Source organism: Streptomyces sp. NPDC021096 (assembly GCF_040641275.1).
Classification (GTDB): Bacteria; Actinomycetota; Actinomycetes; order Streptomycetales; family Streptomycetaceae; genus Streptomyces.
Window position 1 is genome coordinate 139006 of record NZ_JBFADG010000007.1, and the last position, 22233, is coordinate 161238.

General features: G+C 69.8%; 16 protein-coding genes. 3 read left to right on the plus strand and 13 right to left on the minus strand.

Annotated features, from left to right (window positions below; all coding sequences use genetic code 11):
• Positions 1-21 precede the first annotated feature (21 nt).
• The 6 genes from trxB to AB0G59_RS13485 form a co-directional block, all read right to left on the minus strand.
• The gene (gene trxB / locus AB0G59_RS13460) at positions 22-990 is read right to left on the minus strand and encodes a thioredoxin-disulfide reductase (RefSeq protein ID WP_360911081.1); all 969 of its coding nucleotides are present in this window, start codon (positions 988-990) and stop codon (positions 22-24) included.
• 118 nt (positions 991-1108) lie between these two features.
• Complete coding sequence (locus AB0G59_RS13465; RefSeq protein ID WP_360911083.1) at positions 1109-2038, minus strand: zf-HC2 domain-containing protein; 930 nt, start codon at positions 2036-2038, stop codon at positions 1109-1111.
• 5 nt (positions 2039-2043) lie between these two features.
• Positions 2044-2733, minus strand: a complete 690-nt coding sequence (gene sigM / locus AB0G59_RS13470; RefSeq protein ID WP_071966138.1) for an RNA polymerase sigma factor SigM — start codon at positions 2731-2733, stop codon at positions 2044-2046.
• Positions 2734-2769: 36 nt separating this feature from the next.
• Entirely contained in the window at positions 2770-4455 is a 1686-nt protein-coding gene (locus tag AB0G59_RS13475) for a protein kinase family protein (RefSeq protein ID WP_360911085.1), read from the minus strand.
• Positions 4456-4564: 109 nt separating this feature from the next.
• A complete protein-coding gene (murJ, locus tag AB0G59_RS13480; protein ID WP_360911087.1) occupies positions 4565-6868 on the minus strand; it encodes a murein biosynthesis integral membrane protein MurJ in 2304 nt (767 codons plus the stop codon).
• A 45-nt stretch (positions 6869-6913) separates the two neighbouring features.
• Entirely contained in the window at positions 6914-9232 is a 2319-nt protein-coding gene (locus AB0G59_RS13485) for a DUF6049 family protein (protein WP_360911088.1), read from the minus strand.
• A 210-nt stretch (positions 9233-9442) separates the two neighbouring features.
• Here AB0G59_RS13485 and AB0G59_RS13490 point away from each other — a divergent pair, with 210 nt between their 5' ends.
• Complete coding sequence (locus tag AB0G59_RS13490) at positions 9443-10903, plus strand: CCA tRNA nucleotidyltransferase (protein ID WP_360911090.1); 1461 nt, start codon at positions 9443-9445, stop codon at positions 10901-10903.
• A gap of 102 nt (positions 10904-11005) precedes the next feature.
• On the opposite strand, the gene AB0G59_RS13495 is transcribed toward AB0G59_RS13490, so the two are convergent.
• The 4 genes from AB0G59_RS13495 to AB0G59_RS13510 all read right to left on the minus strand — a co-directional run bounded on the left by AB0G59_RS13495 (position 11006) and on the right by AB0G59_RS13510 (position 14744).
• Positions 11006-11563, minus strand: a complete 558-nt coding sequence (locus tag AB0G59_RS13495) for a hypothetical protein (protein WP_360911092.1) — start codon at positions 11561-11563, stop codon at positions 11006-11008.
• Positions 11564-11675: 112 nt separating this feature from the next.
• Positions 11676-12944, minus strand: coding sequence for an MFS transporter (locus AB0G59_RS13500; RefSeq protein ID WP_360911094.1), 1269 nt, complete (start codon positions 12942-12944; stop codon positions 11676-11678).
• An 80-nt stretch (positions 12945-13024) separates the two neighbouring features.
• Positions 13025-14107, minus strand: a complete 1083-nt coding sequence (locus AB0G59_RS13505) for an inositol-3-phosphate synthase (RefSeq protein ID WP_360911096.1) — start codon at positions 14105-14107, stop codon at positions 13025-13027.
• 49 nt (positions 14108-14156) lie between these two features.
• Entirely contained in the window at positions 14157-14744 is a 588-nt protein-coding gene (locus tag AB0G59_RS13510; protein ID WP_360911098.1) for a helix-turn-helix transcriptional regulator, read from the minus strand.
• Positions 14745-15161: 417 nt separating this feature from the next.
• Between AB0G59_RS13510 and AB0G59_RS13515 the strand changes: the two genes are divergently transcribed.
• On the plus strand, positions 15162-17789 hold the full coding sequence (locus AB0G59_RS13515) for a transglycosylase domain-containing protein (protein ID WP_360911100.1): 2628 nt from the start codon (positions 15162-15164) through the stop codon (positions 17787-17789).
• 186 nt (positions 17790-17975) lie between these two features.
• Positions 17976-19472, plus strand: a complete 1497-nt coding sequence (locus AB0G59_RS13520) for a glycosyltransferase 87 family protein (protein WP_360911102.1) — start codon at positions 17976-17978, stop codon at positions 19470-19472.
• A gap of 43 nt (positions 19473-19515) precedes the next feature.
• On the opposite strand, the gene AB0G59_RS13525 is transcribed toward AB0G59_RS13520, so the two are convergent.
• The 3 genes from AB0G59_RS13525 to AB0G59_RS13535 all read right to left on the minus strand — a co-directional run bounded on the left by AB0G59_RS13525 (position 19516) and on the right by AB0G59_RS13535 (position 22179).
• Positions 19516-20547: an alanine racemase gene (locus AB0G59_RS13525; protein WP_360911104.1), complete on the minus strand. Its 1032-nt coding sequence runs from the start codon at positions 20545-20547 to the stop codon at positions 19516-19518.
• A gap of 81 nt (positions 20548-20628) precedes the next feature.
• Positions 20629-21747, minus strand: a complete 1119-nt coding sequence (locus tag AB0G59_RS13530; RefSeq protein ID WP_360911106.1) for a peptidoglycan bridge formation glycyltransferase FemA/FemB family protein — start codon at positions 21745-21747, stop codon at positions 20629-20631.
• Positions 21748-21849: 102 nt separating this feature from the next.
• Positions 21850-22179 (minus strand): hypothetical protein, encoded by a 330-nt coding sequence (locus AB0G59_RS13535; protein ID WP_360911108.1) that lies wholly within the window; start codon positions 22177-22179, stop codon positions 21850-21852.
• Positions 22180-22233: the final 54 nt, after the last annotated feature.

Here is a 22233-nt window from a genome sequence, read left to right on the forward strand (position 1 = left end):
GGGAGGGGTGGTGGGGGTGGATCAGGGGGTCTTCTCGGGCTCCCGGACACCCTCGCCGTCGGAGAGCGCGGCGAGGTGGCGCTCGGCGTCGAGCGCGGCGGAGCAACCGGTGCCGGCGGCGGTGATCGCCTGGCGGTAGGTGTGGTCCACGACGTCACCGGCGGCGAACACACCGGTGAGGTTGGTGCGGGTCGAGGGGGCTTCGACCTTCAGGTAGCCCTCGTCGTCCAGCTCCAGCTGGCCCTTGAAGAGCTCGGTGCGCGGGTCGTGGCCGATGGCGATGAACAGGCCGGTCACGGGCAGCTCGGAGGACTCGCCGGTCTTCAGGTTGCGCAGCGTCAGCCCGGAGAGCTTGTTCTCACCGTGGATCTCGGCGACCTCGCTGTCCCAGATGAAGGAGATCTTGGGGTCGGCGAAGGCACGCTCCTGCATCGCCTTGCTGGCGCGCAGGGTGTCACGACGGTGGACGACGGTCACGGACTTGGCGAAGCGCGAGAGGAAGGTGGCCTCCTCCATCGCGGTGTCGCCACCGCCGATGACGGCGATGTCCTGGTCCTTGAAGAAGAACCCGTCACAGGTGGCGCACCAGGAGACGCCGCGGCCGGAGAGCTCGTCCTCGCGGGGCAGACCCAGCTTGCGGTGCTGCGAGCCGGTGGTGACGATCACGGCCTTGGCGCGGTGGACGGTGCCGGCGGAGTCCGTGACGGTCTTGATCTCGTCGCTCAGGTCGACGGCGACCACGTCGTCCGGGATCAGCTCGGCGCCGAAGCGCTCGGCCTGGGCGCGCATGTTGTCCATCAGGTCGGGGCCCATGATGCCCTCACGGAACCCGGGGAAGTTCTCCACGTCGGTGGTGTTCATCAGCGCACCACCGGCGGTGACGGCGCCCTCGAAGACCAGCGGCTTCAGGGAGGCACGGGCGGTGTAGAGCGCGGCCGTATAGCCCGCGGGCCCGGAGCCGATGATGATCACGTTGCGGACGTCGCTCACGGGTGTCTTCCTTGTCTCTGACGACAGCTGTCTGGGTCCTTGCTGGGTCTCACCCCACCCAACGGATCCTACGGGGCGAGCATTCCCGAGCGGGACGACAGCACGTGCGCAAGAGAGATCAGTCGCGCGGAAACGTCTCGTTCAGCAGCACTTTTCCGGGCGCCGGGGGCGAGGCGGTGGCACAGGCGGCCGAGACCATATAGGCGTCGACGAGGGTGACGTCGGAGGGGTGCGGCAGGACGACGAGGTAGGCGTCCTCTCCCTTGTACGTCTCCTGGTGCGTGGCGAGCGCCGTCTCGGTCCGGCCGATGCCGTCCTGTACACAGGCCGGGACGGTGGTTCCGGGGGCGCGCAGCGTCGTCTCCGGAGAGCTCTGGGAACTCATGCCCCGGGACTCGGCGGCCTTGGACGTTCCCCGCAGGAGCTCCTGCACCCGCGTCTTGATGCCGTCGTAGGCGAGGACCGAGGGGGCCGACTGGTTCTGGCTCGGCTCCGGGGGTCCCGCCTGGGACGCGTCGTCCCCACCGGACTGCAGGAAGAAGCCGCCCACACCGATGACGGCGGCGGCACAGGCGGTGCCGAGCAGCGCCTGCGACCAGCGGCGGCCGCGGCGAGGGCGCGGTCCGGAGGGCCTGGGGGACTGCCGTCCGGGCCCGGTGGTGGCGCGTGGGCGTCCAGCGGGGCGGTCGACGGTTTCACGTGAAACACGTGTCGCCGCCGTCTGGGGTGCTGTCTTCGGCGTCTCCGTTTCACGTGAAACAGCGACGCCGGATGAACCCTCGGCGATCGCCTCGGGCGCGGTCGCGTCCAGCAGCGCCTCGGCCGCGAGTGCGGCGTCGATGCGGCCGGCGACGTCCGCCGGCATCCGGAGGGGGCCGGGCAGGGTGCCGAGCAGCCCACGGATCTCGTCCAGCGAGCTCCGTACGTCCTCGCACAGCTCGCAGTCCGCGAGGTGCTCACGCACGTCCGCGGTCCGCGCCGGGGAGAGGACACCCTCGGTGAGTGCGGAGATCTCCGCGACCTCCGGGTGCCCATCCGTGCCGGTCATCGAAGTCACGCTCGCCCACCTCCGCCCTTCACTGGATCTGCGTCGCTCGGTCCTGCCGGTGGTGGGACGGACGTCCCCTGCGACCGGTTCCTTTCCCTGTCAAGAGGGGGGCTACCCCTGCGATCCGGGCGCAGATGGGTGAGCAACGGCAGCAGCCGTGCCCGTCCCCGGGCGCATCTGCTCTTGACCGTGCCGGTCGGCACGTCCAGCACCGCGGCCGCTTCGGCGACCGGATAGCCCTGCATGTCGACGAGCACGAGGGCGGCCCGCTGGTCCGGGGGCAGCTTCGCCAGGGCCAGGATCAGCTCACGGTGCAGATCGCCGCGCTCGGCGGGGGCGTCGGCGGGCTCGTGGGGTTCGAGGAGCTGCTCGAGTCGCTCGGTCTCGGCGAGCGGTGCGGTGCGCCGCGAGGCGGCCTTGCGGGCGCGGTCCAGGCAGGCGTTGACCGTGATGCGGTGCAGCCAGGTGGTGACGGCGGACTGGCCGCGGAAGGTGTGGGCGGCCCGGTAGGCGGAGACCAGGGCGTCCTGGACGGCGTCCGCGGCCTCCTCCCGGTCCCCGAGGGTGCGCAGCGCCACCGCCCAGAGCCGGTCGCGGTGGCGCCGCACTATCTCGCCGAAGGCATCGGGGTCGCCCTTGACGTGCAGGGCGATGAGCTCGGCGTCGCTCGTGCCGCCACGTGTGACGTCGTCCACCGTCGAGCCCTCCCCCTGAGCGACGTGACCTGACGGTCAGCCGATGAACTTCACTTCGTTGATGGCCTGCTTGTACCCGGCGCTGCTGAAGGTCTGGCTGTCATAGGGCGAGAAGGGCAACGCCGTGATCCACAGCAGGACGTACTGCGTTTCCACAGGCTTCTGGAGCGTGAGCTTCAAGGTCTTCATGGCGGTCGTGCCGCTGGAGATTTTCTGCATGCCTGACACCGGGCCCGACGGGGACAGCGAGTCGACCGCGTAGAGCGTGGCCTTGGTGTGGTCACCCGCGTAACGAAGGTCCACGGTGGCGGCGCTGACCTGCTGTTTCGACCCCAGGTCGTAGACGATGCCGATGCCCCCCTTGTACGGGACGATCGACGGTCCGTCATTGAAGGAAGCCGTGCGCCAGTACGTCTTGGGGTTGTTGTCGTACGTCCGCTGGACCGGGTCCTTGTCCTGGAGAACGTGGTCCGGGGCGTACTGCGCGGCGTTCGTGATCGTAATGGGCTTGTTCGTGGGCCTTCCGGGCGTGTCGTCCCCGGAGGACTGGGACCGCGGAGTGTCCTTCTCGCCGTCCTTGAGGAGCGTGTCCGCGAGCTGCCAGCTGCCCAGTCCCAGCGCCGCGATGAGCAGGGCCGAGACGCTCCACTTGAGGGCGCGGCCGGTGCGGCTCTGGAGCGGGGGCGGCGGTGCCACCGGCAGCGGGTGGACCGGTCCCCCGTTGCGGGGAACCGACGGGCGCGAGTAGGCCGGCGGGGCGCTGTAGGCCGACTCCGGGGGCCGGATGCGCGGCATCGCGGCGACGGCCTTGGCCAGCTCCTCCGGCGTGGTGCACGGCTTCTCCTGGCGCGACGCGGTGGCCCCGTCGTTGACGAGGGCGCGCATGGCGAGCTCGGAGAGGCCCCGGTGCACTCCGGCGCGGACCTGGTCGGGTGCGATGAGACCGACGCCCTTGGGCAGCCCCGACAGGCCGTGGGCGTTGCTCTCGTACGGCCAGCGCTGGGTCAGCGCCGCGTACAGGAGCGCGCCGATGGCCTCGGTGTCGGTCCGCTGGGGGTGCTCGGAGCTGATGCCCCGCAGAGCGGCCATGACGGCGAGCCCGCGGATGCGGTACTGGCCGGTGCCGGTGCGCAGGACGGAGCCCGGGTTGAGGCGCAGGTGCGCGAGGCCCTCGCGGTGGGCGGCGGCCATCGCCTGGGACACCTGGTTGACCAGCTGATAGGCCTCGTGGGGCTCGAGGGGTCCGGAGGCGAGGACGGGCGTCAGCTCGGTGGCGTCCGGCAGCCACTCGTGGACGACGTAGACGAGGTCGTTCTCCTCGACGGCGTCGAGGACCTGGACGAAGCGCGGGTCGCCGAGGAGCGCGGCGGATCGGGCGGCGGCGAGCACCGGGCGGGCCCGGGGGTGGTCGGCGGGCAGCAGGTGGACGCCGACGGCGCGGCGCAGCTTCTCGTCGACGGCACGCCAGCTGCTGAATCCCTCCAGACGGGTGACGCACTCCTCCAGGCGGTACCTTCTGGCGAGCTTGTGGCCGCTGTGCAACTCCGGAGATTGTGCGTCGCGCGCGGGGCTCTCGCTCTCCGCGCGCTCGGACTTCTTGTGCGTGCTGACCTGTTTATCGGCCGCCGCCCCGTCGGTCGTGGCCTTGCCCGCCGCGGCGGTCAGTGGCTGCTCGCCGCTGTTGTCGGCCACGTCGACGGCAGCCGTGCTCCGTTCCGCCACCGTCGTTCCTGCCTCCCCATCCGTTGCACGCCGTCCACAGCCAAGACAATTGTGCCCACAGTCCGGCGCTATGCACGACACGCGGCGGCGGGCGATGGTTGTGCTCCGGTCAGCGACCGAGCCGGCCGCGCACCATACCGACCATGGCGGTCAACTCGTCGATCCGCATCCGCTTCGCGGCGATGTAGAAGACGGCGATCAGGATCAGTCCACCACCGGCCAGGGCTGCGAGCGATCCGATGATGTCGCTGCCCAGAACCTGAACGATTCCGTAAGCGGCGGCTCCGCTGACGAGCGCGGCGGGGATGCACGCGCCGACCAGACGGGCGTAGGTGCGGATGACGTGCGAGCCGTCCAGGTCGCCGCCCAGGCGGGCGCTGAGCCGGCGCCAGGCGACGCCGACGCCGACGGCGTAGCCCAGACCGTAGGAGGCGGCCATGCCGGCTACAGCCCAGCGCGAGGGCAGGACGAGGTAGCTGACGAAGGAGGCCGCCGCGTTGACGGCGGCGACGATGACCGTGTTGTAGAAGGGGGTGCGGGTGTCCTCGTAGGCGTAGAAGCCACGGAGGATGACGTACTGCGCGGAGTACGGGATCAGGCCGAGGCCGAACGCCATCAGGATGAAACCAATGTTGGTGGCGCCCGCGGTGTCACCGCCGGCCGAGAACATCAGCGTGGACATGGGGACGCCGAGCGCCAGGAAGGCGAACGCACAGGGCACGATCGCCACGGCCGAGGTGCGCAGGCCGTGGGAGAGGTCGTCGCGGACGGCCGAGACGTCTCCGTCGTGGGCGGCGCGGGAGATCCGCGGCAGGACGGCGGTCATCACCGAGACGGTGATGATGGCCTGCGGCATCTGCCAGAGCTGCAGCGCGAAGTTGTACGCGGTGATGCCCGTGCCGGAATGGCCCGCCTTGTCGGCCAGCGCGCCGGCCTTGGTGGCGAGCTGGGTGACCACGACCATGCCGAGCTGGTTGGCGAGGACGAAGAAGAACGTCCACTTGGCGAGCCCCGCGGCCTTGCCGAGGCCCTGGCCGCGCCAGTCGAAGCGGGGCCTGATCCGGAAGCCCGCGTCGCGGAGGTAGGGGATCATGGCCAGCGCCTGGACCGCGAGGCCCAGCAGGGTGCCGAGGCCGAGGAGCCGGACGCCTTCCGGCGTGATGGTCGCGGAGCTGACGTCGCTGTCCGAGAACGGGCCGAAGGCCCAGATGAAGGCGCCGAAGGTGGCGATGATGATGATGTTGTTGAGGACCGGGGTCCACATCATTGCGCCGAACTTGCCCCGGGCGTTGAGGATCTGGCCCAGGACCACGTGCACGCCCATGAAGAACATCGTGGGAATGCAGTAGCGGGCGAAGGCCACCGCGACGTCCATCCGGGCGGGATCGCCGGCGATGGTCGGCGACATGATCTGGATGAAGACCGGTGCGGCCAGCACACAGACGGTGGTGACGCCGGCCAGCAGCACCACCACGAGGGTCAGGAGCCGGTTGGCGTAGGCCTCGCCGCCGTCCTCGTCGTTCTTCATCGCGCGCACGAGCTGCGGGATGAAGACGGCGTTGAGGGCGCCGCCGCCGACCAGGATGTAGATCATGGTCGGCAGGGTGTTGGCGACCTGGTAGCCGTCGGCGAGGGTGGTGACGCCGATCGCCGCCGCCATGATCAGGTTCCGGCCGAAGCCCAGGAGGCGGGAGACCATGGTTCCCGCGGCCATCACCGCGCTCGACTTCAGCAGGCTCGCGGCCTTGCCGCCGCTCTTCGCCGTGGCGGCCGGGGCCGCCGGCGGCTCCTGCTCCGCGGTGGGCTCGGCCGCCGGGGGCTGTGCGGGCGGCGGGACGAACTGTCCGGGTGACTTCGGCGGGAACTGCTGACCGGCCGGGAACTGCTGACCGGCCGGGCGCTGGGGCTCGTACGGCTGCTGCTGGTCGCGGTACAGGTGCGCGAAGGCGTCCCGCTGGGGCTGCCCGCCCGACGGCGCGGGAGAGCCGCCCATGACGTCGTTCACGCCGATGAGCTGGGTGGCGTCCTCGTCGCTGTACGGGCGAGGGAAGGCCTCGTGCTGCGGTGCCTGGGGGTACTGCGGGGTGTGACCCTGCGGTGCCTGGGGCTGCTGCGGCTGCTGGGGCTGTGCCCACATCCGCGGGTCGGAGGCGACCGGAGGCACGGGAGGCTGCTGGTAGGAGCCGGGCGGCGGCTGCGGCACGGTCCGGTCGTAGAACGCGTCGTTCACCGGGTCCTGGGCGGACGCGTCGTGCGCCGGGTAGGGATCCGACGCGTAGGCGTCCCGGAGGTAGGGGTCCCGGGCGTACGGGCCCTGGTGCTCCGGGCCGGAGGCAGGCGGGTTCTGCGGGTACTGGTCCCGCTGCTCACCGCCCGCGCCCTGACCGCGGTCACCGTCGTACGGCGCGCTCATCGCTACCCCACCTCATCGTCCGCGGCCTGCCGGCCCCACAAAACGTCAACGTTCCACTTTCTCACCTGAGCCGGACGGGTCACCGTCTCGCGCCCCGGATTCCGCGGCCGGATCACCCGGCTGCTCGGGTCGGTCGTCGCCCGGCCCACCGTCGTCGCCCGAGTCTCCCCCGTCTGCGTCGTCGGGTCCGCCACCTGCGGCTTTACGGGCAGCTGCCCGCTTGCGCTGGATGTAGATACGCAGACCCGCGAGGACCAGGAGGAGGACACCACCGGCGATGACCAGGAGCACCATAGGGGTGATGGAGGTGACATGCACAGTGAAGGTCATCGGCTCGCCGTAGGGCTGGCCGTCATCGGCGTACAACCGGGCCGTCACCTGCACCGGACCGTTGGCGTTGGCACGCGTCTCGAACTTCACCGACTGCTGGCGGCCGCCCGCCACCTCGACGGGCTGTGAAGCGTCGATCTTCAGTCGGTTCGGCTGGCTGGAGGTGAGGACGAGCCGGAGGCCCTGTACGCCCTGCAGGAGGCCGTTCTGCACGGTCACCGGGATCGTCGCGCTGCGGCCGGAGAGGGTCGCGTCGGACTTGTTGATCAGGTGTACCTGGCGGGTGAGCTGGTCCAGGTAGGACTGCACGGCGTCCCGGAACTCCGCCGCACCCCTGGGGTTGCCGCGCCACGAGGTCGACATCTCCCGCATGATCGCGCTGCCGAAGGGGGTGACGACGCGGTCCTGGGCGGTCAGGATGACCTTGAAGCTGTCGAGGGTGCTCTGGGTGCGCTGGATCGCCTCGAAGGCCTCGGTGGACAGCTCCTGCGAGCGCAACGAGTCCGGGTACGAGCCGCTGCCGGGCACCTGCTGGTTGGCGGACGGGTCGGGCTGGGCCTTGGCCGCGTCCCCCAGGTCGAGGGGCTGTGTCCAGCGACCGTCCAGGCCCTTGAGGGCGGTCGCCATCGCCTGCGCCTGGCTCGCCGTGGGCATGCGCTGCGGAGCGACGACGATGCTGCGCTCCTTCTCCGGAGCCTGCTTGTTCACCATGAGGCTCTGGGCGAGGAAGCGCTGCACGGCGAGCGAGGAGTCGTCGGCCCTGATCATCTCGCCCTGGAAGACGGTGGAGAGCCGGGCGTCCGCCACGACGGCCGTGTTGCCGCCGCCGATCTGCCGGGCCGCCGTGGGGGCGTAGGGGGAGGCGCCGGGCTCGCGGAGGCTGTCGCTGCGGGCGATGACGTTGTGGGCGCCCGCCGAGGTGGCCACGTCCACGATCGAGGAATCGACGGCACCGTCCACGGGCCAGGCGAAGTCCGTGCGCGGCTTCACACCGAGGATCGTGTCCACGGTGGTCGCGGCGAGCTCCGTGGCGGACTGCAGGTGGCTGAGGGCGCCGGAGACGTCCTTGCCCCGGTGGGCCAGCGAGGCGAGGTCCGGGTCACCGAAGGGCAGCGCCACCACCTGGCGGTTCGTGACGGCTTCCTGGAGCTGGTTGAGCCACTGCTTGGCGACCGCCTGGCCCCGGCCGGGGGTGTTCTGGTCGTTCGGCCCGGCGACCTGGTAGCGCTTGGTCATCGCCTCGACCGTGGCGAGGAGGTCCGGGTCGATCACCCAGGTGATCGGCAGCCCCTTGCCCAGGGCCACCAGCTGCTGCAGCCGGCCGCCCGGGGCCAGCTCCGCCGCCAGGTCGTCGTTGGGGAAAACCGGCGTCTGCTGCTGGTCGGACTCGGTGCGGGCGGTCAGGTGCGTGGCGGAGACCAGCGGCCACAGGAAGGTCAGCTGGGTCTTCTTGCCGTCGGTCCCGGACGGCTGCCAGGGCAGCAGCGTCCGCCGGATGCTCAGGACCTGCTCGTACGGATGGCCGGCGGTCTGGCCGGAGAGGGTGACGCCGAGCTGGTAGACGCCGTCCTTGCCGAGGGCGAGGTCCTTGACCGGCACGGTGAGCGTGAAGTCCCGGCTGACGCCGGGAGCCAGCGCTTCGAGCTTCTGCGCGTGGTTGCCGCCCACCTCCGAGCCGTCGGTGCCCGGCGAGAACGGCGTCCGGTCGCCCAGATCGTCTATGTCGCTGCGCGTGCTGATCTGCGGGCCCACCCGCAGACCCACATGGGCGCCGGTGATCGCCGACTTTCCGCCGTTGGTGACCGTGCCCGAGACGGTGAGCGTGTCGTCCTGCTTCGGGGCGACGGGCGTCACCGTGTCGACAGAGACGCTGATGGTGTGGTTGCCGGGGGAGTCCGCGTGTGCGGCGGGGGCAGCCGGCAGCTGCACCAGGCCCACGAACAGCAGCACCCCGGTGAGCAGCACCGCGGTGTGCCGGAACCACCGGCAGGCAGGAGCGGATCTCGTCCCCTGGAACTCTGCCGCCTCGGCCACGCGCTCGCCCGTCCCTCGTCGTCGTCAGTGGTCGTCGGATGGTGCGTCCACGAATGGTAACGAGGCCTGCTGCGACGAAGTGCTGCGGAGGGCACTACAAGATCGCCACCGGGGCCCGTTGTCCGGGCTGCGCCTGCTTTGTGAGAGCTGTTGTGAAGCGCCCCATAACGAGGAGGCCCTCGCGCGCGCGGACACGTACCCTCTTCTGTTGTGCCGAACGCCAACAATGACAGCCACACCCCGCCGTCGACGAATGAGCTCAGCCAGGTGCAGCGCCGTGCCGTGAGCGAGCTCCTGCGGGTGTCCCCCGTAGCCGACGACCTCGCCCGCCGCTTCAAGGAGGCCGGCTTCACGCTTGCCCTGGTCGGCGGGTCGGTGCGGGACGCGCTGCTCGGCCGTCTCGGCAACGATCTGGACTTCACCACCGATGCCCGTCCCGAGGACGTGCTGAAGATCGTGCGCCCGTGGGCCGACGCGGTCTGGGAGGTCGGGATCGCCTTTGGGACCGTCGGATGCCGCAAATCGAACTTCGATATTGAGGTCACGACATATCGGTCGGAAGCGTATGACCGGACCTCGCGGAAGCCCGAGGTCTCCTACGGCGACTCCATCGAGGAAGACCTGGTCCGCCGCGACTTCACCGTCAACGCGATGGCCGTCGTGCTGCCGGAGAAGGAGTTCGTCGACCCGCACCACGGTCTGGAGGACCTGGCCTCCCGGGTCCTGCGCACTCCCGGGACGCCGCAGGAGTCCTTCTCCGACGACCCGCTGCGCATGATGCGGGCCGCGCGCTTCGCCGCGCAGCTGGACTTCGAGGTCGCCCCCGAGGTCGTCGCCGCCATGACGGAGATGTCCGACCGTCTGGAGATCGTCTCCGCCGAGCGGGTCCGGGACGAGCTGAACAAGCTGATCCTCTCCGACCATCCCCGCGAAGGCCTCAAGCTCCTCGTCGACACCGGCCTCGCCGCCCTCGTCCTCCCCGAGCTCCCGGCGCTGCGACTGGAGCGCGACGAGCACCACCGGCACAAGGACGTCTACGAGCACACGCTGATCGTCCTCGAGCAGGCCATCGACCTGGAGGAGAACGGCCCCGACCTCGTGCTGCGCCTGGCGGCGCTGCTGCACGACATCGGCAAGCCGAAGACGCGCCGCTTCGAGAAGGACGGCCGGGTCTCCTTCCACCACCACGAGGTGGTGGGCGCGAAGATGACCAAGGCCCGGATGACCAAGCTCAAGTACTCCAACGACCTGGTCAAGGACGTCGCCAAGCTGGTCGAGCTGCATCTGCGCTTCCACGGCTACGGCACCGGGGAGTGGACCGACTCGGCCGTGCGCCGCTACGTACGGGACGCGGGGCCGCTGCTGGACCGGCTGCACAAGCTGACGCGATCCGACTGCACGACGCGCAACAAGCGCAAGGCCAACGCGCTCTCCCGCGCCTACGACGGGCTCGAGGAGCGCATCGCACGGCTGCAGGAGCAGGAGGAGCTGGACTCGATCCGGCCCGACCTGGACGGCAACGAGATCATGGAGATCCTGGGCGTCGGCCCCGGGCCGCAGATCGGCAAGGCGTACAAGCACATGCTGGAGTTGCGGCTGGAGCACGGGCCCATGGAACGGGAGACCGCGGTCGCCGCGCTCAAGGAGTGGTGGGCGACCCAGCAGGGCTGACCTTCCGCGGTGATGTTTCACGTGAAACGTCACTGGGCGGCAGATGTGGCGAGGGGCGGTGTTTCACGTGAAACACCGCCCCTCGGCGTACTGCCGGTGCCGCTACTTCTTGTTGCTCGCCAGGCACAGGACGAAGGAGTCGCTGCGCTCCCGCCACGTCACGGCCGCGGTGGTGCCCTCCACGTTCTCGCACGCCGTGTAGGCGGAGGAGGTGCCCTTGACCTTCTTCAGCACCTTGTGGGTGGCGTTGGAGGCGGTGCAGTCGCGCTTCTGGATGTTCGGCTTGTAGGAGGATCCCGTGTTCTCCAGGCACTGGCCGGCCTGCAGCGTCTCGGCGTCGTCCTGGCCGAAGATCCATGCGGCACCCGCGATGATGAGTCCCAGGATGGGCAGCACGATGTTCCGGATGATCTTCATGGGCGAGCGGCGCGGACGCGCCGGCGGGGGCACCGGGGTACCCCATCCGCCGGGCTGACCCATCGGTGCGGTGGGCTGCTGACCGTACGGCGGAGCCGGGGGCTGCTGGCCGTACGGTGCGGCCGGCGGCTGCTGACCGTAGGGCGCGGCCGGGGGCTGCTGACCGTAGGGACCGGGCTGCTGGCCGTACGGGTTGCCGCCCTGCGGGGCGTACGGGTTCTGGTGGGGCGGCGGAGTGGTCACGGGAAAACCCTTCGGACTGAGCGAGATCCGGTCGCGAATTGCAGCCCGTAAGGTATCCGGTGTCCATGACATTTCTTCAGCTCACAGCGGCCCTGTGGCCTTGATGTGACACTTAACGGCGTCGAAATCCGGCCATAGCGCAAGCAATCGCCGCGTAGATCACGGCGACCGTTACGACCAGCGCGGCCGACCGCCCGTCCGGCGGCAGCATCAGGGCGGCCACCGCTGCGGCGCCCACGAAGGCGACGTTGGACAGGACGTCGTAGAGCGCGAAGACCCGCCCCCGGAAGGCGTCGTCGACCGACGCCTGGACCACCGTGTCCGTAGCGATCTTGGCCCCCTGGGTGATGAGTCCCAGGACGAAGGCCCCGATCAGCATGGGAACGGGCTCGAAGGGCAGACCGAGGGCGGGTTCGAGGACCGCCGCGGTCGCGGCGCAGGCCACGATCCAGCCCAGCCGTCCCAGCCGGTCGGTCCCCCAGGGGGTGACCACGGCCGCCGCGAAGAACCCCGCTCCCGAGGCGGCGACGGCATAGCCGAGCAGGGCCAGCCCCTCCGCGTCGTCGTCGGACCAGGCGTACCGGCACAGCATCAGCAAAGTGACCGTCAGCGCGCCGTAGCAGAAGCGCATCAGCGTCATCGCCGCCAGCGCCCGGGCGGCGGTCCGGCGTTGCGCCAGATGGCGCAGCCCCTCGGCCAGTCCGCGCGTGGCGATCGCCAGGGCGGTGCGCACCCGTGCGCGGGAAGCCGAGGCGTCGGGGCCCAGCAGGTCCACGGGCATGCGCAGGGACCAGAGTCCGGCGCACAGGTACAGCGCCGCGGCGAGGAGCACGGCCCAGGCTTCGGAGGCGGTGCCGTCGGACGAGGCGAGACGTACGACGAAGGCGAGGCCGCCGCCCGCGGTCGCGGCCAGGGTGCCGGCCGTCGGGGAGAGGGAGTTGGCCATCACCAGGCGCTCGGGGGAGTCCACCACGCGGGGCAAGGACGCCGAGAGCCCGGCGAGCACGAAGCGGTTGACGGCGGTGACCGAGAGCGCGGAGGCGTAGAAGAGCCAGTCGGGCGCCCCGCCGACGATGAGCAGCGCGGTCACGGTGGCCAGCGCGGCGCGGAGCACGTTGCCGTGGAGCAGGACCTGGCGGCGGCGCCAGCGGTCGAGCAGGACGCCGGCGAAGGGGCCCAGGAGCGAGTAGGGCAGGAGCAGCACCGCCATGGCGGAGGCGATGGCCGCCGGGGACGTCTGCTTCTCGGGGGAGAAGACGACGTAGGCGGCGAGCGCCACCTGGTAGACGCCGTCGGCGGCCTGGGAGAGCAGCCTGACTGCCAGCAGACGGCGGAAATCGCGCAGCGCCAGCAGAACGCGAAGATCACGCACAACGGGCATGCCCCACAGCCTCACACAACGCACAGGTCCCCGGGTGGATTACCCGGGGACCTGTGGTCGAGCGAGGGGGTGTTCGGCGATTAGCCGTCGACCTCACCCTTGATGAACTTCTCGACGTTCTCGCGGGCCTCGTCGTCGAAGTACTGCACCGGCGGCGACTTCATGAAGTACGAGGAAGCGGAGAGGATCGGGCCACCGACGCCACGGTCCTTGGCGATCTTCGCGGCGCGGACGGCGTCGATGATGACACCGGCGGAGTTCGGGGAGTCCCAGACCTCGAGCTTGTACTCCAGGTTCAGGGGGACGTCGCCGAACGCGCGGCCCTCGAGGCGCACGTACGCCCACTTGCGGTCGTCCAGCCAGGCGACGTAGTCCGACGGGCCGATGTGGACGTTCTTCTCGCCCATGTCGCGGTCGGGGATCTGGGAGGTGACGGCCTGCGTCTTGGAGATCTTCTTGGACTCCAGGCGCTCGCGCTCGAGCATGTTCTTGAAGTCCATGTTGCCGCCGACGTTCAGCTGCATCGTGCGGTCCAGGATGACGCCCCGGTCCTCGAACAGCTTGGCCATCACGCGGTGCGTGATGGTGGCGCCGACCTGCGACTTGATGTCGTCGCCGACGATCGGGACGCCCGCCTCGGTGAACTTGTCCGCCCACTCCTTGGTGCCGGCGATGAAGACCGGGAGGGCGTTGACGAAGGCGACCTTGGCGTCGATGGCGCACTGCGCGTAGAACTTCGCGGCGTCCTCGGAGCCCACGGGCAGGTAGCAGACCAGAACGTCGACCTGCTTGTCCTTGAGGACCTGGACGACGTCGACGGGGGCCTCGGTGGACTCCTCGATGGTCTGGCGGTAGTACTTGCCCAGGCCGTCGAGGGTGTGGCCGCGCTGGACGGTGACGCCGGTCGGCGGCACGTCGCAGATCTTGATGGTGTTGTTCTCGCTGGCGCCGATGGCGTCCGCGAGGTCCAGGCCGACCTTCTTCGCGTCAACGTCGAAAGCGGCCACGAACTCCACGTCGCGGACGTGGTAGTCGCCGAACTGCACGTGCATCAGACCCGGCACGCGGCCATTCGGGTCGGCGTCCTTGTAGTACTCGACGCCCTGCACCAGCGAGGCGGAGCAGTTGCCCACACCGACGATCGCTACGCGAACCGAACCCATTCCGGTTGCTCCCTGTTTGTACTCGACGAAGCCCTGCGGAGTGCAGAGCTCACTGGTCCGGACCGGTGCGCTTGTCACGCCCGGCCCGCTCGCTCTCGATCAGCTCGTTCAGCCAGCGGACCTCGCGCTCCACGGATTCCATGCCGTGTCGCTGAAGTTCGAGGGTGTAGTCGTCCAGCCGCTCCCGGGTGCGGGCCAAAGAGGCGCGCATCTTCTCCAGACGCTCCTCCAGACGGCTGCGGCGGCCTTCCAGCACCCGCATCCGTACGTCCCGCGAGGTCTGTCCGAAGAACGCGAAGCGGGCGGCGAAGTGCTCGTCCTCCCACGCGTCCGGACCGGTGTGGGCGAGGAGCTCCTCGAAGTGCTCCTTGCCCTCTGCCGTCAGGCGGTAGACGATCTTCGCTCGTCGTCCGGCCAGGGACGCCGCACGGGCATCCTCCGGAGCGCTCCCGGGTTCCTCGATCAGCCATCCGTTGGCCACCAGGGACTTCAGGCAGGGATAGAGGGTGCCGTAGCTGAACGCTCGGAACACCCCGAGTGAGGTGTTCAGGCGCTTCCGCAGCTCGTAGCCGTGCATCGGGGACTCGCGGAGCAGGCCGAGGACGGCGAACTCGAGGATGCCGGAGCGTCTGCTCATGTTTCGCCTCCTTGTCCCCCACAGCCTAGTCCTTGTGATCCCTAATCCTTATTGGTCCCTTATGCCGAGCTGATGTGTCCGGCTGATGTGCTGAGCTGATGTATCGACTCGATACATCCAGAAGATAGAACGGGCGTGCCGCCGCGACAAGGGGGGGCACGGTGAACGAGGTCACATCACCGATTCGTGGGACACAACCGGCCTGATTTGGAGTGAACATCCCCAGTGGGCTGGATTTGGCCGTGCGTAGTCTGTGCGGCATGCAATTCACCGGGAACCGTGTGACGTCGTCAGACGTCCTCGTCCCGTATGCAGTGCGGCCCGTGGCTCGGGGGGACAGCCGGATCGCACATCGGGGGGACCGCAAGCCACCTGCCGCTGTCAGGCGATAGCGCCTGCCCGAGGAGTAGTCGTTCGATGAGCGAGCACCGCCGCAAGCCGCCGCCGCCTCAGGGCGGTGGACGAGCCTCGGCCCGTCGTGCGGCCCAGCAGCCGACGCCCGGCCGCCGCACCGCACCACCCAGCAGTTCGGACGCGCCCGGTCGCGGCCGTGGTGACGAAGCCCGGTCCACGGGCCGGACCGACGCCCGTCGCGCGAGCCAGCGCGCCGTCGGCGCCGGCGGACGCAGACGTTCTCCGGACGCCGGCCCCGGCGGTCCGGGCCGCGGGCGCCGGGACAACGGCCGTCCGACGGCCAAGCGCGTCATCGACTACCCGCGTGCGGGCAAGCAGGGGGCGCGGCGCTGGATCCCCTCCTGGAAGCTGGTCACGGGGCTGACGTTCACGCTCGCGGCTCTGGTCGTGGGCATCGTGGGCGTGGCCCTGGCGGTGGTCCAGGTTCCGAGCGCGCAGAAGGCCTCGGTCGTCCAGAAGAACGTTTACTACTGGGCGGACGGCAAACAGATGGTCGTCGCCGGCGGCGGCAGCCTCAACCGGCAGATCGTGCCGATCTCGCAGATCCCCAAGTCGATGCAGAACGCGGTGATCTCCGCCGAGAACGCCAGCTTCGAGAAGGACTGGGGCGTCGACCCGATGGGCATCGCCCGTGCCGTCGTGAAGATGGCACAGGGCGGTGAGACGCAGAGCGGCTCGACCATCACGCAGCAGTTCGTGAAGAACACCTACCTGAGCCAGGAGCAGACGCTCAAGCGCAAGGCGACCGAGCTGCTCATCTCCGTGAAGGTGGGTGCCACCAAGGACAAGGACTTCATCCTTGCGGGCTATCTCAACACCGCCTACTACGGGCGCGGGGCCTACGGCATCCAGGCCGCCGCGCGGGCGTACTTCGACAAGGACTGCGCGGACCTGACGCCGAGCGAGGGCGCGTTCCTGTCGGCCACCCTGAACGGTCCGAACCTGTACGACCCGAACGGCGGCCAGGGCCCGGCGGCGACGGCGGAGAAGAACACCAAGCGGGCCACCGACCGGTGGAAGTGGACGCTGGACCGCGAGGTCCAGGTCGGCCGCATGGACGCGGCCGAGCGCGACAAGTGGGTCGCCCAGGGCTTCCCCAAGGTGCAGAAGCCGAAGCCGGCGACCAACCGTGCCGGGCAGATCGGCTACCTCACCGACCTCGCCGACAACTACATCGTCGCCCACTCCAGGATCAGCAAGGCCGAGCTGGACAAGGGCGGCTACCAGATCCACACCACGTTCGACCGGGACAAGGTCGACGGACTGGCGAAGTCGGTCGAAGAGGTGCGCAAGGCGAACATCAAGCCGAAGGTGCGCGACGTCGATCAGTTCGTGCAGTTCGGCGGGGCCTCGGTGGAGCCCAAGACGGGCAAGATCGTCGCCATCTACGGCGGTGAGAACGCCCTGGAGCACTTCACCAACAACTCGGACTACACCGGTGTGCAGGTCGGCTCGACCTTCAAGCCGTTCGTCCTGGCCGCCGCGATGACGCACGGCAAGCGCAATCCGGCCCTCGGCCCGCAGCAGAGCCTCAGCCAGCGCACGCTCGTGTCGCCGGACAGCATCTACAACGGCAACAACAAGCTGACGCTGCGCGACTACCGGGGCAAGGTCTGGCACGACCAGAACGGCGGCGAGTGGCACCAGGTGAACGACGGTGACGAGGACAAGGGCCTCATCACCCTCCGCACGGCCATGCAGTTCTCGGTGAACACCCCCTTCATCCAGCTCGGCATGGACGTCGGGACCGACCTGGTGCAGGAGGCCGCGCTCAAGGCGGGCCTGGACAAGGACCAGCTGGCCTCCCTGACCCCCACCTTCTCCCTGGGCACCTCGGCGCCCAGTGCGATCCGCCTGGCGGGCGCGTACGCGACGTTCGCGGCCAACGGCAAGCAGGTCGACCCCTACTCGGTGGAGAAGGTGGAGAAGGACGGCAAGGTCGCCTTCCAGCACGAGGAGAAGAGCGCCCAGGCCTTCGACGCCAATGTCGCCAACAACGTCACCGACGTGCTGAAGACGGTCGTCGAGTCGGGCACCGGTACGTCGGCGCAGCTCGGCAACCGCCCGGCGGCGGGCAAGACGGGTACCACCGACGGCAACCGCTCGGCCTGGTTCGCGGGGTACACCCCGCAGCTGTCCACGGCGATCGGCATGTACCGCGTGGACCCCAACGCCAAGAAGCAGGAGTTCCTCTCGATGCGCGGTGTGGGCGGCAAGCCCACGATCCACGGTGCGTCGTTCCCGGCGGAGATCTGGGCCGACTACATGGGCAAGGCGCTCAAGGGCCAGCCCGTCCTGCAGTTCGAGGCTCCGCAGCCGATCGGCGAGAAGGTCTACGGAGACGGGGCCAGCCCCTCTCCCAGCGCCGTGCCGTCCGCGTCGCCCTCGGCCACGCCGTCGGCGTCCGCCTCCCCCTCGCCGTCGAAGTCGCCGTCCGGCTCCCCCTCCCCGTCCGCGACCTGCAGCGTGTTCGACCGCAAGTGCAAGCCCGGACACCACGGCGGTACCACCACCGGCGGCACCGGTGGCCCGGGAGGTTCGGGCGGTCCCGGCGGGGACACCGGCGGCCTGCCGTCGCCGACCCCGACCCGCCAGTCGGGTGGCGGGTTGTTCGGAGGACCGGAGGGCTGATCACGGGGCCCGGGACCCGGCCGTCGGGCCGGGTCGGGCACCGGATCGGGATCCGATCATCGTAAAAATCCGGCACAGGCCGGTTGAGCAGGGCTTTTCGAGGGCCGTTCCGCGTCAGCGCGGGGCGGCCCTCGGGGTTTTCCACAGGCTCCGCCGGGTCCGCCGCGGGTACGGCAGGATGTGGGCATGAGGAGCGTGCGGGACGACCAGCTTGTACGGCCCACCGTCGAGGACGAGGTGGCTGCCGCCGGCAGCGAGCTCATCGGCGGGCCGGTGGGCCGGCGCGCGCTGCTCGGGGTGAGCTGGTGGACGCCGGTGCGGGTGATCGCGCTCGTGGCGATCGGGATGTTCGCGCTCGGGATGGTGCAGAAGTTCCCCTGCTACGACCACGGCTGGTTCTTCGGCGCCACCACGCAGTACACCCACGCCTGCTACTCCGACATCCCGCACCTCTACAGCGGGCGCGGTTTCGACCAGGGCCTCCTCCCGTACTTCGACCGGATCCCGCAGTCCCTCTCGGGGGGCATGGAGTATCTGGAGTACCCGGTCCTGACGGGACTGTTCATGGAGGTCGCGGCCCTGCTCACGCCGGGCGGCGGGACCGTTCAGCACCGCGAACAGCTGTACTGGCTGATCAACTCGGGGATGCTGCTGGCCTGCACGGCCGTCATCGCCGTATGCGTGGCCCGCACGCACCGGCGCCGGCCCTGGGACGCCCTGCTGGTGGCCCTCGCACCGGCCTTCGCGCTCACGGCCACCATCAACTGGGACCTCTTCGCGGTCGCCCTCACGGCCGCCGCGATGCTGATGTGGTCCCGCGGGCGCACGCTCCTGGCGGGCGTGCTGATCGGCCTGGCGGCCGCGGCGAAGCTGTACCCGATGCTGCTGCTGGGACCGGTGCTCATCCTGTGCTGGCGGGCCGGGCGCCTGCGGGCGTTCGTCACCACCACCGGCGCCGCCGTCGGCGCCTGGCTCGTGGTCAACCTGCCGGTCATGATCACTCATGACGCTGACGGGTTCCACATCCGCGAGGGCTGGGCGAAGTTCTACACCTTCAGCCAGGACCGGCCGGTCGACTTCGGCTCGGTCTGGCTCTTCATCTCACAGCGCACCGGCGATCCGCTGGACGACGCCAACACCTATGCGACGCTGCTGATGATCCTGGGCTGTCTGGCCATAGGAGTCCTCGGCCTGCGTGCCCCCAGGCGCCCGCGCTTCGCGCAGCTGGCCTTCCTCGTGGTGGCGCTGTTCATCCTCGTCAACAAGGTCTACTCGCCGCAGTACGTGCTGTGGCTGGTGCCGCTGGCCGCGCTGGCCCGGCCGAAGTGGCGCGACTTCCTCATCTGGCAGGCCTGCGAGGTCCTGTACTACCTGGGCATCTGGTTCTACCTGGCCTACACGGGCAGCGGGGACAAGCACCAGGGGCTGCCGCCGGAGGGCTACCAACTGGCGATCCTGGCCCACCTGCTGGGCACGCTGTACCTGTGCGTGCTCGTCGTGCGGGACATCCTGCTGCCCGAGCGGGACGTCGTACGCCGAGACGGCTCGGACGACCCCTCCGGCGGGGTCCTGGACGGGGCGCCGGACATATTCGTCCTCGGCTCCGAGCGCCGGCGTCAACGGCACGCGGAGCACTCCGACGTCGCACGCGTCCAATGGGGCACCGGGAGCCGCAACCCGTAGTCACGGCTCCCCGCCCCGCACCACGGGGGTGGGATCAGTGGGATCAGTGGTCGACGAGACGGTCGAACTGCGTGGTGGTGTGCCGCAGGTGCGCCACCAGCTCGTCGCCGACCTGCGGGGCGGGGGCGTCGCCCGGCACGAAGAGGATCGAGACCTGCATGTGCGGGGGCTCGGCGAACCAGCGCTGCTTGCCCGCCCACACGAAGGGCGAGAGGTTGCGGTTCATGGTCGCCAGGCCCGCGCGGGCCACGCCCTTGGCGCGCGGCATCATGCCGTGCAGCGCCTTCGGCGCCTCCAGCCCGACGCCGTGCGAGGTACCGCCGGCCACTACGACCAGGTAGCCGTCACCGGTGGCCTTCTGCTGGCGGTAGCCGAAGCGGTCGCCCTTGGCCACGGGGGTGACGTCCAGCACCGCGCCCCGGTAGTGGGTGGCGTCGTGGTCGCCGAGCCACAGCCGCGTGCCGATGCGGGCCCGGAAGCGCGTCTGCGGGAAGCGCTGCTGCAGGTGGACCAGCTCGTCGGCCTTGAGGTGGCTGACGAACATCGTGTGCAGCGGCAGATGGGCGTTGCGCAGCCGCTCCATCCAGCCCACGACCTCGTCGACCGCGCTGCTGCCGTCACCGCGGTCGAGCGGCAGGTGTATCGCGAAGCCCTCCAGGCGCACGTCCTCGATGGCCGCGTGCAGCTTGGGCAGGTCCTCCTCGCTGATGCCGTGCCGCTTCATGGTGCTCATGACCTCGATGACGACGCGGGCGCCGACCAGGCCGCGCACGCCCTCGACCGAGGAGACGGACCGGATGGCCCGGTCCGGCAGCGGCACGGGCTCCTCGCCCAGCCGGAAGGGGGTCAGCACCAGCAGGTCACCGCTGAAGAAGTCCTTGATCCGGGCCGCTTCGTAGGTGGTGCCCACGGCGAGGATGTCGGTGCCCATGCGCGTCGCCTCGTCGGCGAGCCGCTCATGGCCGAAGCCGTAGCCGTTGCCCTTGCAGACCGGGACGATGCCCGGGAACTGCTGGATGACGGACTGCTGGTGTGTCCGCCAGCGCGCGGTGTCGACGTAGAGCGTGAGCGCCATGGCCGGTCCCGGATCCTTTCCCTGTGTCTGCGGAGTGACGTGGTGTGCCTGACGGCACTGCTTCGTGGACGGACTGAACGGTCAGCGACGCGACATGTAGATGTCGAGGGCCTTGTGCAGCAGCTTGTTGAGCGGGAAGTCCCACTCGCCGAGGTACTCCGCGGCCTGGCCGCCGGTGCCGACCTTGAACTGGATGAGGCCGAAGAGGTGGTCGTTCTCGTCGAGGGAGTCGCCGATGCCGCGCAGGTCGTAGACGCTGGAGCCCAGGGCGTAGGCGTCGCGCAGCATGCGCCACTGCATGGCGTTCGACGGGCGGACCTCGCGCTTGTGGTTGGCGGAGGCGCCGTAGGAGTACCAGACGTGCCCGCCGACGATGAGCATCGTCGCGGCGGCGACGGCCTCGCCCTCGTGCACGGCGAAGTACAGCCGCATGCGGTTGGGGTCCTCGGAGTTGAGGGCGGTCCACATGCGCTGGAAGTAGCTCAGCGGGCGCGGACGGAACTTGTCGCGCTCGGCGGTGATCTCGTACAGGTGCTGCCAGGTGGCCAGGTCCTCGTAGCCGCCCTGGACGACCTCGACGCCGGCCTTCTCGGCCTTCTTGATGTTGCGCCGCCACAGCTGGTTGAAGCCCTTGTGGACGTCCTCCAGGGAGCGGTTCTCCAGCGGCACCTGGAAGACGTAGCGGGGCTGGACGTCGCCGAAGCCGGCGCCCTCCTCCTCGCCCTGCTGCCAGCCCATGCGGCGCAGCTGGTCGGCGACCTCGAAGGCGCGCGGCTCGATGTGGGTGGCCTCGACGTCGCGCAGGCGCTTGACGTCGGGGTCGGCGATGCCGGTCTTGATCGCGTTGGCGTCCCAGCGGCGGATGACGACGGGCGGGCCCATCTTCACCGAGAACGCGCCCTGCTGCTTGAGGTGGGCCAGCATGGGCTGCAGCCAGTCGCTGAGGTTCGGCGAGAACCAGTTGATGACCGGGCCCTCGGGCAGGTAGGCCAGGTAGCGCTTGATCTTGGGCAGCTGGCGGTAGAGCACCAGACCGGCGCCGACCATCTGCCCGGTCTTGTCGAACCAGCCCAGGTTCTCCGAGCGCCACTCGCCCTTCACATCGGCCCACCCCGGCACCTGCATGTGACTGGCCGAGGGCAGGCTCTGGATATACGCCAGATGCTGCTCGCGGCTGATTGTCCTCAGGGTCAGGCTCATGATCGGGGCGCTCCTCGGCAGGTGTGTCCCCAGGGTCGGGGCTCCGGCTCTCGCGCCGAAGCCTACTGCGACCGGGGAGCGCCCCGATTGGGCGTACGGCCCTTATCCGATCAAGCCCCCGAAAAGCCCCCCGTGCGCCATGCCCAGAAAGAAGCCGAAAGCGGACGCTCCGAGCCCGATGATCAGCAGGAAGCGCTCACCGGTCGTGGCGGAGATGAACTGGCCCCAGGCCCCCGTGAGGATGCCGATGAGCCCGCTCCACGAGGTGAGCAGGTGCAGGCCGGTCCACAGGGAGGAGATGGCGGCGAGCGCACCCAGCACGACCGTCAGGGCGACGAAGGTGTTCTCGACGGGATGGGCCTTTCCGTCGCTGTTGAGGACTGCGCCGAGCAGCGCGCGGGGTCCACGGGGCTGCCGAACCGCCTGTGTCATGGGGCACCTCCTGAAGGCAAGCGCGAATGTAGCGCCGGTCACACCCGATGCGTT

What these genes read in the sequence shown, in the direction of transcription:
- AB0G59_RS13500 (WP_360911094.1), bottom strand. Translation starts at nt 12,944, where the DNA reads ATGCCCGTTGTGCGTGATCTTCGCGTTCTGCTGGCGCTGCGCGATTTC.
- AB0G59_RS13535 (WP_360911108.1), bottom strand. Translation starts at nt 22,179, where the DNA reads ATGACACAGGCGGTTCGGCAGCCCCGTGGACCCCGCGCGCTGCTCGGC.
- AB0G59_RS13520 (WP_360911102.1), top strand. Translation starts at nt 17,976, where the DNA reads ATGAGGAGCGTGCGGGACGACCAGCTTGTACGGCCCACCGTCGAGGAC.
- AB0G59_RS13505 (WP_360911096.1), bottom strand. Translation starts at nt 14,107, where the DNA reads ATGGGTTCGGTTCGCGTAGCGATCGTCGGTGTGGGCAACTGCTCCGCC.
- AB0G59_RS13515 (WP_360911100.1), top strand. Translation starts at nt 15,162, where the DNA reads ATGAGCGAGCACCGCCGCAAGCCGCCGCCGCCTCAGGGCGGTGGACGA.
- AB0G59_RS13465 (WP_360911083.1), bottom strand. Translation starts at nt 2,038, where the DNA reads ATGACCGGCACGGATGGGCACCCGGAGGTCGCGGAGATCTCCGCACTC.
- AB0G59_RS13510 (WP_360911098.1), bottom strand. Translation starts at nt 14,744, where the DNA reads ATGAGCAGACGCTCCGGCATCCTCGAGTTCGCCGTCCTCGGCCTGCTC.
- murJ (WP_360911087.1), bottom strand. Translation starts at nt 6,868, where the DNA reads ATGAGCGCGCCGTACGACGGTGACCGCGGTCAGGGCGCGGGCGGTGAG.
- AB0G59_RS13530 (WP_360911106.1), bottom strand. Translation starts at nt 21,747, where the DNA reads ATGAGCCTGACCCTGAGGACAATCAGCCGCGAGCAGCATCTGGCGTAT.
- AB0G59_RS13525 (WP_360911104.1), bottom strand. Translation starts at nt 20,547, where the DNA reads ATGGCGCTCACGCTCTACGTCGACACCGCGCGCTGGCGGACACACCAG.